Origin of the sequence: Bacteroides sp. 1_1_14, from assembly GCF_000162515.1 — a bacterium.
In the GTDB taxonomy this organism is placed as follows: Bacteria; Bacteroidota; Bacteroidia; order Bacteroidales; family Bacteroidaceae; genus Bacteroides; species Bacteroides thetaiotaomicron.
Map to the genome: position 1 here is coordinate 95,684 of NZ_GG774710.1, position 13,248 is coordinate 108,931.

Sequence of the window (13,248 nt, forward strand, 5' to 3'; positions counted from 1 at the left end):
AAAAGGGAATTGATTTCCCCTATAGCAATACAATACGTTTTTGCATGATATCTGTCAGTTGCGCCTTCAACTGACGGGCATTGATAGGTTTCGGCATATACCCGTCAAAACCACTTTCCATCACCCGTTGCTCGTCTGAAGCATATGCAAAAGCCGTAATGGCGATAATCGGTACTTTGGCAGAGTACTTGCGGATTTCTTTGGTTGCTTCATATCCATCCAGGACAGGCATATTGATATCCATTAATATAATTTGTGGATTATGCTCCTTGAACATGTTTACAGCTTCCTGACCATCCCAGGCATGAAGCAGATGATAATCATATTTTAGAATAGATTCGAACAACTTATAATTGCTTTCATTATCTTCAGCAATCAAAATTACCAGCTTATCCTTTTCTATGGCAATAGGTTGTATGTCCTTTGGAAGGCTCTTCTTAACAGTCTCTGCTTGCTTGTAAGGCAAAGTGAACCAGAATGTAGAGCCGTTTCCTTCTTCTGATTCTACCCCGATTTTACCTCCCATGTGTTCGACAAGTGTCTGGCAGATTGAGAGTCCTAAACCCGTACCTTGTGCAAATGAATTTAATTTGACGAAACGTCCAAAAATACTTTTTTGCTTATCTTGAGGAATGCCGCAACCTGTATCAGCCACATAGAAATATAATTCATTGTTCTGACGTTTGTATCCAAATCGGATACTACCTTGAATGGTGAATTTTATGGCATTCGTCACCAGGTTAATAATTAACTGAGATAACCTGTTCTTTTCTATATGTGCGAAACATGGTTCTTCAGGAGCTACGAATTCCAGTTTGACAGCATCCGACTTAAGTTTCAGTTGACACATGTTTTCCAGGTCTTTCATTAAATCATTGATTTCAACATTGGAATAGTGCAGGTCCAATGTTCCTGCTTCTATTTTTGATAAATCAAGGATATCACTGATGAGCTGCAATAATAACGTATTATTGTTTTCAATGATACTGACATATTCTTGTTTTTCCTCTTCTTCTTCGGTGGATGCCAATATACCGGAGAAACCGACGATAGCATTTAGAGGAGTACGAATTTCATGACTCATGTTGGCAAGGAAAGCAGACTTCAGCCGATTGGACTCTTCGGCACGGTTTTTGGCATTAATCAGTTCCATCTCCATTTTTTTTCGTTCAGTGATAACGAGTGAGGAGCCAACAAGAGTCAATGGTTTGCCATTCTCATCCCGCGTTTCAACGGCTGCTTGGGCTTCCACCCATTCTATCCTATGAAATCCTTTTTGTGTGCTGACTACGCGATATTCTTCTTTTACTTTTTCCGAATGACCGTCTATTAAGTTCTGATAAGCCTGTTCTACCCGTTTCCGGTCTTCCTTAAATATCTTGGAAAAATAGTGATAGTCGGGTACTGCCAGTTGTTCTTCGGCAACGTCTTTTCCTTGTGTGCTAAGTTCTATCGGTTTGTTGATGTCGCATAAAATTGTTTTACTTCGCAAATCCCATTTCCATGGCACGATATTAGCTACGTCAAGTGACATGGCGAGTTTGTTGTTGATAGTGCTTAGCTTTTGTTGTGCCTTATGGAGCTCTGTGCTGTTCAGGCAAAATACATCAATCATATTATTTTGCCGGTTTGCTTTAAGTACTATATCGTAGAAGGTATCTATTTTTTTGAAATAGTAGGGGAATGTTATTACTTTATTTTCTGATAAGGCTATTTGAGTGAAGTGCAGGAAGTCCGGCATTGATTCCGGAAATATTTCACTCGCTTTTTTCCCGACAACTTCTTCTTTGCGGAAAAAGTTTTTCTCAAAATGCGCATTCACATTGCGGTAAATCAGTTCTACGGGAATGCCATTTTTATCAGCAAGCACTTCTTCCTGCATATAGAGAATGGGCATGTTATTAACCAGATTCTTATAATTTGTCATTGCGTCAATTTCTTTTTGCTGTGCTTTTTTGATGCTATTCAGGCTATGGATACGATAAAAGAATACGATTGCCAGTAATATCATAAAAGACAAGGTACCCATAATGAAATATTTGTTCTGTTTCCAGAATCCAAGCGGTTTATTCAGAAAATGTGTGTTTGGAGGACACATGGAAGGAGAGAATCCTTTACGGAGTAATATCGTATAGTTGATAATAGGTGCGCCATCTGATGGCATATAAAAGGGAATTTCTCTAGCCGGCTTTCCTGTAAGTATTTCTGAAATGGTATGAATTAATTGCTGGTTATAGTGTTTTTGGTCATAAGTATAACCACCTATCATGCCACCGTTTTCTTCTGTTATATCAGCCATATTAAGGGTGAAAATTGGAGCTGTAGTTGTTACGATAAGTTTGTGAGCATTGGTAACCAATGAAGTATTACCTGCAAATGTCGTTTTGTAGAACCAGGAAGCAAATAAAATTCCGGTTGTATTCGGATCAACATGATACAATGAATCCAATAATTGGTTCGTTGTCATTTTTTGTGGCGTGATGTACTGGTATTCAATATTAGGATTTATGGCTTTTAACTTTGTCTGTATTTCCAAATTATTGGTCTGATTGATTTCTCGCTCGTCACCGATAAATATGAATTTCTTCATATCAGGGATTATGTGAGAAATCAGTTGGATATTTTCCCGTAAATAAAGGTTTGAATATAAAAGTACCAGATTGTAGGGATCGGCAAGTTGGGAGATCGGAACACGCTCCGCTTGTGTAACTGGCTGTTTGTAGATGTAGGTGTCTTTAGGACCTATAAACTTTTCTTCCGAACAGAGTACAATAGGAATGTCTCCCCAAAGCTCTCTATATTCATCACGTAGTAATAGAGAAGGGTTTCCCAATAATATTAGCAGCCGTGGGCGATGATGCTCGTATTTCTGAGAGATCATATTCTTGAATTCTCCTAAAATCGTATCGTTATCGATCATTAAAGTATTCATATGTTCCGCATATAATGCCAGTTTTGGGTTCTTTTGAACGTACTCCGATACGGTTGAAATCATCCTGTTACTCCAAGGAGAAGATTCTGCATAGGAATTGATGCATAAAATATAGTTTGAAATATCTATGTGGTCTCTTTGTGCTAAAATAGGAGTAATAGATATGAAACATAGAAAAAATGCTAGCACATATTTTTTCATATTCATGAGAGTATGATGTTTGTGTTCGATATATTATTTATTGATTTGATACGGGCAAAAGTACTAAAAACAATCTGAAAAACGATGGCATCCAATTAAAAAATAATAAAGTAGATGTATTGTTCAAGGAATTTCGAATCCGACCTTATGCGGATGTGTAAACCAAAAATATGTAGGTGTACGAAAAAGGATACACTTGTTTTTATCAATAATTGGCCTATTGTTGTCTGTTTTTATTAATGAATGAAGCTGCAATATTTGCTTGTTAAAAGCAGAATGCGTAAATTGTTGATTATGAATGTTGTATGGGCGACTGTTTTTTCCTTTAAAACCAACGGCTCGTTGGTTTTAAAGGAAGGACCCGTTGCACACCGAGGAACGGGCCGTTGGTTTTAAAGGAAAGAATGAGTTTATTATTCAATTGTATGAACAATTCTTTTTGTGTGTGGATTTATTCCTTTCTATACTTTCCGGCATTATTTCAATGCTTCTATGACTTTCGGCAACATTGTCCAGATCGTATTTTCATCTTGTGCAGTAAAGAAGTTGCCATCTATCTCAGATTTTTCATCCGTGGCAATTCCGTTTTGAATGGCAGGTTTGGCCAGCGGATGGACAGCGACTTTTTACCTTTTGTTATACCTGTAAAGTCAAACATCATTGCACCGGCACAGTGTCCGATCATCATCTTTTCTTTTTCTCCGAAAGTCTTGATGACTTCCATCAAGTCCACATTGTATGGCTGGTTTGCATACTGCTGGAATACAGGTACTGCATCTCCACAGGAGAATACAAGTGCATCAAATTCGTCTTCATGCCCTTTTAGATTAGCAATCACATCATCTACTATTAGGACCATTCCTGAATTGGTTTTGATCTCTTTCGTATCCGATACGGCAAATACTTTATAGGAAATGCCATTTTCGAAAAAGGCTTCCAAGTATTGGAATAAACCACAACCATTTACCGGATTCACTGCTAAAACTGCTACTTTCTTTGCCATAATCATAATTATTTAAATGAAACAATAGTTATTTTTAGTAAGTTTATTACTTTTGTGATGCAAATGTATCTACCTTAATTGAGAAATACAAGAACGAACCTCAGAATAAGGTAGTTACATGGAAGTAACTATTGTTGAAACTCAGTATAATACAAAACGTTAAAAAGATGAAAAACTTTCACCCGACAGGGAATTGCCCCGTAAGAGATGTCATAAGCCGCTTGGGAGACAAATGGTCGATGCTGGTACTGATAACTTTGAATGCGAATGGTACGATGCGTTTTAGCGATATTCATAAAACGATAGAGGATATTTCACAGCGGATGCTGACTGTTACTCTTCGTACGCTCGAATCTGACGGTTTGATTGAACGGAAAATATATGCGGAAGTACCTCCCCGTGTAGAGTATTATCTGACAGATACAGGAGGAACTTTGATTCCGCATATTGAAGGATTAGTAGGCTGGGCTTTGGAAAATATGGATACGATTCTGGAGCATAGAAAAAGTAACTGACCGGATTATGAATAAAGTAGTGGATACTGTTCTACAAAGTATTCACTATTTTATTTCATTCCATTTCGGCGGAGTTGTATTTAATAGATTGCGCACGAAGAAGTCGTAGCGTTTATGTTCACCGAAACTTTCTCCCATAGTGTGGTGAGCACCGGGAATAACCACTAACTCAAAATCTTTATTGGCTTTGATCAACGCATTTGCTACCTGCATGGTAGAAGCCGGATCTACGTTATCATCCATTTCACCTACTACCAGCATTAACGGGCGACTGAGCAAGTGAGCATTCTCAACATTCGATCCTTCTTTATATTGTTCACCAACCGGATAACCCAGCCATTGTTCATTCCACCATATCTTATCCATACGATTGTCATGGCAGCCACAGGCAGAATATGCTGCTTTATAAAATTCGGGATGAAACAGTACTGCTGTCATTGATTCCTGTCCACCTGCGGAACAACCATAAATTCCGACACGATCTATGTCCATATAAGGGTACTTTTGGGCAGCGGATTTTATCCAGGCAATATGATCGGGCAATCCGGCATCTTTCAGATTCTTGTAACATACGTTTTCGAAAGTGCGTGAACGGAAAGAAGTTCCCATCCCATCTACCATGACAACAATAAAACCGAGTTCGGCAATACCACTCATAAAGTAGTTATAAGGAATAAAGGTTTTGGGTACGTATTGATTACCCGGTCCTTGATAGATATACTCCAAAACGGGGTATTTTTTGTCAGGATCAAAATTGCTGGGACGAATGATGATTCCCCACATATCCGTTTTTCCGTCACGACCTTTGGCGGTGAATACTTCGGGAGCTTTCCAGCCTTCAGCTTCCAGACGACTGATATCAGCCGTTTCAAGTGGCATGATGACTTTTCCGTTTTTGGCATCCCGGAGTACGGCTACAGGAGCTTTGTCTACCATAGAATATACATCAACTAAATATTGCATATCTTTTGAGAACCATGCATTATGCATTCCTTCTGCCGGAGTGAGACAAGTGAGATTCTTACCGTCGAAGCCGATACGATAATAACGGATCAGGTAGGGATCTTCTTTAGCTTGTACGCCATTTGCCGAGAAATAAATAAGTTGGTTGGTTTCATCTACCCGGAGGATATCACGTACGTACCATTCGCCTTTGGTTATCTGACGAATAGGCTGGGCTGTAGTACGGTCATACATATACAGGTGATTCCAGTTGTCACGTTCACTCATCCATATCATTCGTTTTCCATCTTGTAAATCATGTCGGAAACGACGGGAATAATTAACGTATTTGTCGCTTGTCTCTTCTATTAACGGGCGTACCTTTCCTGTTGCGGCAGAAAATTCCAATACCCGGTAGACCTGATGTCCGCGCTGATTGTATTCGAAAGTGATGGCTTGACTGTCGCTGTTCCATTCGGGGGCCGTAATGTAATATTGTTGAGAGAATAAATCTGTCGATGGAATCACACTGTGTCCTGTTTCCACATCGTATATGCAGGGTATCTTAAACGGAAGTTCATCGCCCGGTTTGGCATACTCTTGTTTGTGGAGTTTGGGTTGAAGCTGATCGCTTGGGGAGGATTCCACATAATATACATAGCGTTTTTCTACCGGACGAATCTTGCAGGAAGCGACTTTTTTGCTGTCGGGAGACCAGCGGATATAGGCTGAGTAATAATTTCCCAAAGTACCGTCCAGACTTAGCTGTTTTTCTTTTCCGGTAGCTGTTTCTTTTACATATATATTATGATTCTTAATGAATGCTGTATATTTCTTGTCAGGAGAGGTGACGGGAGCAGCCGTCTTTTCATCATCTGTTTCCATCCAGTGGCGTTGTTTGCGTGGAGTGGGCAGAGCACCTTCATCTGTCAGCTGATTTTTGTCGATGACATACACCCAGCGATGATTGTTGAAAACGAAACGTAGCGTATCCAGTCCGTTGTTGACAGACAGACGATCCAGATAAAGAGAAGTGGCTTCTATTTTGCGTCCCGATGCCTCACTTAAAGCTGCTGCCACGAGTTTGTGGTCAAACAAGTCTTTTCTGTTTTGAGTGTCGGCATCCACTAATACATAGATACGTCCGTCGGGAGTATTTCGTACATACCAGAAATAATGCGTTTTACCAATCCACTCCGGATTGACATTGGAATAGAATACTTTGTTTGCACTGAATTTTTCTCCTGCTGAGTAAGCACGACGGTAATCTTCTATAGTACCTTGTGCGATGGCTATGTTTGTGCAGAAAAGCATGGCTGCTAATAGTAGGTTTTTCATGGCTCGTTAATTAATTTTTGCCAACAAAGTAAACGATAATAATAAGAGAAAACAAGTGCATTGTATTATTTTTCTATTGATTTGGATGATTGTTTGATTCTTTAGTACACCTTTAAATTGGAGAATGACTACTTCCTTGAAATGGAAGTCAGTGGTGTGGTGCGTGAATAGTATTCGGAAATATTTTGTTGTATTATACGGAAGAAGCTGCTCAGGAGTTTTCGGGAACAGTATATGTTCCCGAAGACGTGGAGAAAATACTTCTCTGATATATGTGATGCAGCAAGCTGCTATCAATTTATCCCTTTACGCCCATAAATTTGAAAGGCAGCGCTGTTTTAAAATTCTTGGCTGTATTTCCATGATACATCTCTCCATTGGCAATAGACAGTTTGAACACCGGAGCTCCTTCCGATAAATCGAAATCTTTCAGATTTACCCAAAAGGTATTCGGAGTCAGACTTGATTCGAAAAAGTATCTCAGGTTCTTGCTCTCCGAAACGGTTCTCCATTGCGTAGTGGAAATCTCGGGACTTTCGGGAGTGGATATCCCGTAAGGAACAGAAGCATTGCGTACAACACTGAATACACTGGCAACAGCTATTCTTTCATCATCGGTCTCGGGCAATGCGTTGATGTAGAAGCTGGCTCTGGCAAAGCGGTCGGCAGCGCGATTCGTACCGGGCAGAAAGCTCAGTCCTCCTATCGATTTCCAGTATTCGCTCAGTGCCAGTTGCTTGTTGTAAGTAGGAGAGTTGGTCATAACCTTGTATTCCTTACTATGATATACCGTGAGTTTCCCACCGATATATTCAAAAATGGCACAGTCACCTGTAGCATCCGAAATAGATAAATGTAAAGTGGCCAGACGGGAACCGTCCGGCATCATATCCGAAACGACCTGAAAGGTATCTTCGTCAATGTATGCTACGGCTTCTTCTACGGTGGCAAAATTGTCCAGCATATATTGCACCCAGGCTGTAATGGCAAGTCCCGGTTTATTCTTATCTCTTACGGGGTATTCGGTTTCGGGCAACCAAAGCAGATTGGCGACCAATCCTTTCTCATTCATACCGTCCGTACTGGCGATCTCGAAAGCGGAAGTCACTACGCTACCGTATCTGGAAGTCCATTCCAGCGAGTTCTCTCCGGTTTCTCCGTTCCGTTTCATCCCTCTGGGAAACACCCAAAGGTTGCTGTGCATATCTGTTTTCCAGTCCATAGAACGACCGGTTGCTACCATACCATTGCTTCCTGAATAAACGACTCTCGTACACATAATTTCGATTTTTAGTTATAGGTTTATTATTGGTTATTCATCTGTGAGATGCAACCTGTTCGGAATTCTGTCACAGAACTATCAGTCACGATAGTGACAAGTTAACAAGAATATGCCCTTAAAGTTCAGCGTTTGTATTGATAGTGCGAGATTGCTGAGCCGGTTTTTCAAGATATACTTTCGGGAAATTGTTTATCAGGTGAATTTTTATACCTTTGCAAGATACTGATGAAAGGTTCAAAGTTTTAAAATATGGAGATAAAAAAAGTAATTTCGGATAAAAAAGAGTTCTTGGAACTGTTGCTTTTGGCTGATGAACAGGAGAGTATGATCGACCGCTATCTGGAACGTGGCGATATGTTCGTCTTGTACGATAACGGATTGAAAGCGTGCTGTGTCGTAACCCGTGAAGGGGAAGGAATTTATGAAATCAAGAACATAGCTACGATCTCTTTTTTCCAGCGGCAGGGATATGGAAAACGCTTGATTCAATTTTTATTTGATCATTATCGGGGGAAATGTTCTGAAATGCTGGTCGGTACAGGCGATGCACCTTCTACGCTTTCTTTCTACGAACATTGTGGCTTCACCATTTCCCATCGGCTAAAGAATTTCTTTACCGACAATTACGACCATCCTATGTACGAAGACGGCAAGCAACTGGTGGATATGGTATATCTGAAAAAGACATTTTAGTATTTGCTTTGTGATGGAGATGGATATAAACCGGTTGGTGAAAGAGTATGGAAGCTATCAAAAGAGATTTAGGTTATCCGATTGTGTGGATGAAATAATAGAACTGTATGTTTATATTACCAATAGAAGAACCCATAATATTGATAGTTTCTTCATCTGAAAAGAGAGGTCTATTATTCTTACATTTATTATTTCCGTTGTTAATAAACGCAGTTTCAGTTTCTAATAAACTTTTTGCACGTTTATTAGAAACGGTATTCGAGTTTATTAAAAACTATTTTTTGAGTTTTGGAAGAAAATATAAAATGAATTAAGCGAAAATATAAACAAAATGGGGCAATAATCATCCGACTATTGCCCCATATCATGGTTGCTCTGATATAAAGAGATATCAGTTTATGTGTGTGTTATGTATCTATTTTTTTAATAAAACTCATTCTTTTTTAGTTTTCTTTCCTCAAAGATACAACATTAAAAGCCGTTTGTCAAGTGTTTCATAAGAAAAGCGGATTATTCACCGAATAGCTCTGATTTTATTTATAAATCATATACGGTTACAGCTATTTCTTTGGTGATAAGCTCTTCTTTTATGATTTGCTCCATAAGTTCCCACTTGCCACCTGCCAGTCCACAGCCAATACGGGGCATATGTACACTTGCCTTGTGGTCAATTGCAAACAGGGCTACCTCCTTCAAACATTGCCGAACAGCGTCATAACGGATGGGAGGGAGTCCTTTACTGTCTTTATAAATGCCATGTTGTCCTATCATATTGGCGACATATAACTCATTTTCAACATTTACAAACTGTACAGCTCCCAAAGTAAATTCTTCCTGTGATTTGTACCACTGGCGATAGGCTTCTTCCGGCATTTTCCATTTTTTAGAAAGTGCCAGTACAAACCCTTTTCCCCATCCTCCGATATCGTTGCAAATATGAGTAATCACTTTGACACCTGAACCAATCGGTGCTGTGGCATCTCCTTTTATATATAGTATTTCCATCGTTTTATCTTTTTAATCAAAGCAAAGATAGAAAAAAACAGAGATATGGTGAATAATAATGGAAAGTTCTTCTTTGAATGAATATAAAAATGATTATAATTAAATCAATAATGAATAAAATTAAATTCTATATTAATATTATTGATGTAATCGTTTGTTTTATTCGAACTTATCTCTACTTTTGCATCATAAATGAAGATGATATGAATGAAGTAAAGAAACGGTTACCATTGCAATGTCCATCCTGTGATGCTCCATTGAAAGTAGGACGGTTGTTTTGTGAAGAATGCAATACGGAAGTTTGTGGCAATTTTGAATTGCCTTTACTGGCGCGCCTGTCGGAGAAAGAGCAGCAATTTGTTCTTGATTTTGTAAAGTCAAGCGGCAGTTTGAAAGATATGGCAAAGAACATAGGAGTCAGCTACCCTACAGTTCGGAATATGTTGGACGATATAATAGATAAACTAACTAAAATGGATATGTGATGAAAAACAAAGTAAAATTAATAGTGAATCCGTTTATTCGGATTGCAGGTGGTCAAGCGTTGATATGGGGCTTTCTAGGCTTAATAGCATCTACCTTATTGTGTTGGATATCGGGTTATCATTATCATGGTTTGCTTCATTTCGGACCGGCTCCCAATCCGGCTTGGTGGTGTTATCTGGCGGAGCATCTGATTGTGTGGCTGATTCCTGCGCTGCTCTTTTATCTGGGAGGTCTTTTTCTGTCTCATTCCCGCATTCGTGTGATAGATGTACTGGGTACTGTTTTGTTTGCTCAGCTGCCGTTGCTTGGAATGAATCTGATCAGCCTGTTGCCGGCCATGCGGATGATGTCGCAAATGAACATGAATATGTCTCCCGAAGAAATGCTGGCACAGCCTTATTTTATCCTGACAATGATTCTTACACTGTTGGGATTGCCGTTTCTGATACTTACTTTGATTTGGATGTTTAATGCCTTGAAAGTGTCTTGTAACTTGAAACAATGGAAGTTATGGACAGTCGCACTTATAGGAATTATTGGTGGTGACGTCTTGTGCCGATTGTTGATAGAATGGTTGTATTAATGGTCTAAAATATAGTGACACTATCCCGGCACGATAGTGTCACTATGTCTCTGTGATAGTGTCACTATAACGAGCGGATAGTGACACTATTTTCAATCATGGTAATTACTACACCATAATTAATTTTACTCATTAAACCAGTCTATCTTCTTGGAGAAATACATTACCATTGCCAAAATGATAAATAGTCCCAGACTGCCTGCTAATAATGCAAAGGTTTCCAGTTGAATCAAAACGAAGATATAAAGGTAGAGTACACTTAATAGTCCGGACATGATCAATGACGGTTTCTTCTTTTTGGTGATTCCCAACATATATCCGCCAACTAATATAATAGTCAGTGCCGCAGATAACAAATAAGCAGGATTAAAGCCGATATGTTCGGAGAAGGAGAGCAGCAGACTATAGAACAGGCAGAGTGCTAAACCTACCAATAAATACTGTAACGCATGAATACGGGTTTTATTCATGATTTCAGTGAAGAAAATGACACCGAACGTCAGCAGAATAATCAAAATAGCATATTTAGCTGAACGCATGGACTGCTGATACTGCTCTACCGGTATCTTGAAGTTAACACCGAAACTGGAGTTCTCAATTTCTTTGATATTGGTATTGTTGTAATTCACCATGACTTGCGAATAGTTGCGGTTCAGATTCAGTACCTGCCACTGTGCCGAGAATTCTTTTTCTGTAATCTCGCGGTTATTGGGCAAGTAGTTTCCTGTAAAGCTTGGAGTATTCCAGTTGGCTTTCAAATCAACACGGGTCGTTTTTCCCAGTGGAATAAAGTTGATGGACTGCGAACCTTTCAGCTTGATTTTAATCTCGTAAGGCAGTTTCTTGTTCTTCTTCAGATCGGATAAGTCGGTAATAGCGTGTACTCCCGTAGCGCCTATCCCTCTGTTATCCATTCCCGGTTCAAAGACGTAAACAGAATCTCCCAGCGTGATACTGATCTGCTCGCTGATGCCCCGCATATCCGTCAGGTTCAGGCAGATGGCAGCTCTGTCAAATTGTAGTTGTTCCATATCCACCCTGCTTTTTATCAGTTCTTCGGGACTGAATGAACCTTTCAAAGTCAGTTCCGACTGATACACGTTCACTTCATAAATACTTCTTTTGAGTATTTCGGTTTTCAATTGTCCATTGACCAGAAGTTCGTCCGGAAACAAGAAAAGGTCCTTGATTGATACCTTCTTTTCCCCGTTGTTCTCTGTCGTTACCGGATACTGGATATTCAGATAGGGGCCGGTAATGGTTTGTGCAAGACTCCATTTCTCGCTTACCTCATTAATAGCTTCTTCCTGCGTACGTCCCCGCTCGGAAATAAGATCTTCGATCATGAACATCGGTATCATCAGAAGAATGATTAATCCTCCGATAATGATGACCTTGATTGTTTTAGAGAAGCGGCGGAGGCATCCCAGCGGTTGTTGTTCCTGCACTTGCTCAGTTGATTTTTCATTGAAACCGTCCATAAGATAATAGTGTTTAGTGAATTATTATGTTGACTTTAGAAAATTCTCCAGGGCTTCAATATGAGATTTGAAGGCTTCTCTGCCTTGCTTTGTGGCCCGGAAAACAGTTCGCGGTTTTCGTCCAACAAAGCCTTTGCTGCATTCGATGTAGCCGAGTTCTTCCAGCGCACGGGTGTGGCTGGCCAGATTGCCGTCTGTCAGTGAGAGTTGTTCTTTCAGAAAATTGAAATCAGCTTCCTCATTGACCATCAGAACAGCCATAATTCCTAGCCGGACCTTACTCTCGAATGCCTTATTTATATTTTGAAATGCTTCTATCATTTATGACTGCTTTCTTTCGTAATGTAAATAGAACAGTATTCCATAGAGGATATGAAATCCACCGAAACCTATCGTCCAGAACAGTAAGGCGTGGCCTTCCCAAAAACTATCTATGACTCCCAGACAGATAAAAGCGTATCCCAACCAAGCTATATTGGCATAGGTAAATTTAGAAACATTGACCAAAGTCAGTCCATAGAATAAAAGCATGACCGAGGATAAAATGTCATAATATCCATGCAGCAGCAGAGAAATACATAAAGCACCTCCGGTCAGCATCGGAAGTGAAAAATTCCATAATGCCCGATAGGTCAGCTTGCTGAAAAACTTTTGTCGCAGCTTTTTGGACTTGTTGTAAGACAGTATGCCGGCAGTGACGGCGGCAGCTGCCAATACAAGGATGGCTACCATAATCATCAGCTTCAAGGCTACGATTAATGTTGTGTCCGGGGTAACAAGGCAAGTG

11 protein-coding genes and 1 pseudogene are annotated in these 13,248 nt (G+C 39.8%); 4 read left to right on the top strand and 8 right to left on the bottom strand.

The window, feature by feature from the left end:
• Positions 1 to 19 precede the first annotated feature (19 nt).
• Together HMPREF9007_RS05010 and HMPREF9007_RS0125370 are read right to left on the bottom strand one after the other, a co-directional pair.
• Positions 20 to 3,139, bottom strand: a complete 3,120-nt coding sequence (locus HMPREF9007_RS05010) for an ATP-binding protein (RefSeq protein WP_008763032.1) — start codon at positions 3,137 to 3,139, stop codon at positions 20 to 22.
• 470 nt (positions 3,140 to 3,609) lie between these two features.
• Positions 3,610 to 4,136: pseudogene (locus tag HMPREF9007_RS0125370) on the bottom strand (DJ-1/PfpI family protein).
• Between the two features lie 167 nt (positions 4,137 to 4,303).
• Between HMPREF9007_RS0125370 and HMPREF9007_RS05005 the strand changes: the two are divergent.
• Complete coding sequence (locus HMPREF9007_RS05005) at positions 4,304 to 4,651, top strand: helix-turn-helix domain-containing protein (protein WP_008763033.1); 348 nt, start codon at positions 4,304 to 4,306, stop codon at positions 4,649 to 4,651.
• Positions 4,652 to 4,696: 45 nt separating this feature from the next.
• Here the strand turns inward: HMPREF9007_RS05005 and HMPREF9007_RS05000 are convergent, their stop codons facing one another.
• Entirely contained in the window at positions 4,697 to 6,931 is a 2,235-nt protein-coding gene (locus HMPREF9007_RS05000) for a DPP IV N-terminal domain-containing protein (protein WP_008763034.1), read from the bottom strand.
• 298 nt (positions 6,932 to 7,229) lie between these two features.
• Positions 7,230 to 8,210, bottom strand: a complete 981-nt coding sequence (locus tag HMPREF9007_RS04995; protein WP_008763035.1) for a linear amide C-N hydrolase — start codon at positions 8,208 to 8,210, stop codon at positions 7,230 to 7,232.
• 252 nt (positions 8,211 to 8,462) lie between these two features.
• On the opposite strand from HMPREF9007_RS04995, the gene HMPREF9007_RS04990 reads away from it, so the two are divergent.
• Positions 8,463 to 8,906 (top strand): GNAT family N-acetyltransferase, encoded by a 444-nt coding sequence (locus HMPREF9007_RS04990; RefSeq protein ID WP_008763036.1) that lies wholly within the window; start codon positions 8,463 to 8,465, stop codon positions 8,904 to 8,906.
• Positions 8,907 to 9,443: 537 nt separating this feature from the next.
• Here HMPREF9007_RS04990 and HMPREF9007_RS04985 read toward each other — a convergent pair.
• Positions 9,444 to 9,911, bottom strand: a complete 468-nt coding sequence (locus HMPREF9007_RS04985; protein ID WP_008763037.1) for a macro domain-containing protein — start codon at positions 9,909 to 9,911, stop codon at positions 9,444 to 9,446.
• Between the two features lie 203 nt (positions 9,912 to 10,114).
• On the opposite strand from HMPREF9007_RS04985, the gene HMPREF9007_RS04980 reads away from it, so the two are divergent.
• A complete protein-coding gene (locus tag HMPREF9007_RS04980; RefSeq protein ID WP_008763038.1) occupies positions 10,115 to 10,396 on the top strand; it encodes a DUF2089 family protein in 282 nt (93 codons plus the stop codon).
• Complete coding sequence (locus HMPREF9007_RS04975; RefSeq protein ID WP_032850659.1) at positions 10,396 to 10,980, top strand: YIP1 family protein; 585 nt, start codon at positions 10,396 to 10,398, stop codon at positions 10,978 to 10,980. Before HMPREF9007_RS04980 ends, HMPREF9007_RS04975 begins: the two co-directional genes overlap by 1 nt.
• Positions 10,981 to 11,105: 125 nt before the next feature.
• Here the strand turns inward: HMPREF9007_RS04975 and creD are convergent, their stop codons facing one another.
• The 3 genes from creD to HMPREF9007_RS04960 form a co-directional block, all read right to left on the bottom strand.
• Positions 11,106 to 12,461 (bottom strand): cell envelope integrity protein CreD, encoded by a 1,356-nt coding sequence (creD, locus tag HMPREF9007_RS04970; protein ID WP_008763040.1) that lies wholly within the window; start codon positions 12,459 to 12,461, stop codon positions 11,106 to 11,108.
• 24 nt (positions 12,462 to 12,485) lie between these two features.
• The gene (locus tag HMPREF9007_RS04965) at positions 12,486 to 12,782 is read right to left on the bottom strand and encodes a transcriptional regulator (RefSeq protein ID WP_008763041.1); all 297 of its coding nucleotides are present in this window, start codon (positions 12,780 to 12,782) and stop codon (positions 12,486 to 12,488) included.
• On the bottom strand, positions 12,783 to 13,248 hold a 466-nt coding region (locus tag HMPREF9007_RS04960), incomplete at its 5' end, for a hypothetical protein (RefSeq protein ID WP_008763042.1).

Bases quoted from the DNA above. Each gene is read 5' to 3' on its own strand.
- creD (WP_008763040.1), bottom strand. From the start codon at position 12,461: ATGGACGGTTTCAATGAAAAATCAACTGAGCAAGTGCAGGAACAACAA.
- HMPREF9007_RS05005 (WP_008763033.1), top strand. From the start codon at position 4,304: ATGAAAAACTTTCACCCGACAGGGAATTGCCCCGTAAGAGATGTCATA.
- HMPREF9007_RS05010 (WP_008763032.1), bottom strand. From the start codon at position 3,139: ATGAATATGAAAAAATATGTGCTAGCATTTTTTCTATGTTTCATATCT.
- HMPREF9007_RS04980 (WP_008763038.1), top strand. From the start codon at position 10,115: ATGAATGAAGTAAAGAAACGGTTACCATTGCAATGTCCATCCTGTGAT.
- HMPREF9007_RS04965 (WP_008763041.1), bottom strand. From the start codon at position 12,782: ATGATAGAAGCATTTCAAAATATAAATAAGGCATTCGAGAGTAAGGTC.
- HMPREF9007_RS04990 (WP_008763036.1), top strand. From the start codon at position 8,463: ATGGAGATAAAAAAAGTAATTTCGGATAAAAAAGAGTTCTTGGAACTG.
- HMPREF9007_RS04985 (WP_008763037.1), bottom strand. From the start codon at position 9,911: ATGGAAATACTATATATAAAAGGAGATGCCACAGCACCGATTGGTTCA.
- HMPREF9007_RS04975 (WP_032850659.1), top strand. From the start codon at position 10,396: ATGAAAAACAAAGTAAAATTAATAGTGAATCCGTTTATTCGGATTGCA.
- HMPREF9007_RS04995 (WP_008763035.1), bottom strand. From the start codon at position 8,210: ATGTGTACGAGAGTCGTTTATTCAGGAAGCAATGGTATGGTAGCAACC.
- HMPREF9007_RS05000 (WP_008763034.1), bottom strand. From the start codon at position 6,931: ATGAAAAACCTACTATTAGCAGCCATGCTTTTCTGCACAAACATAGCC.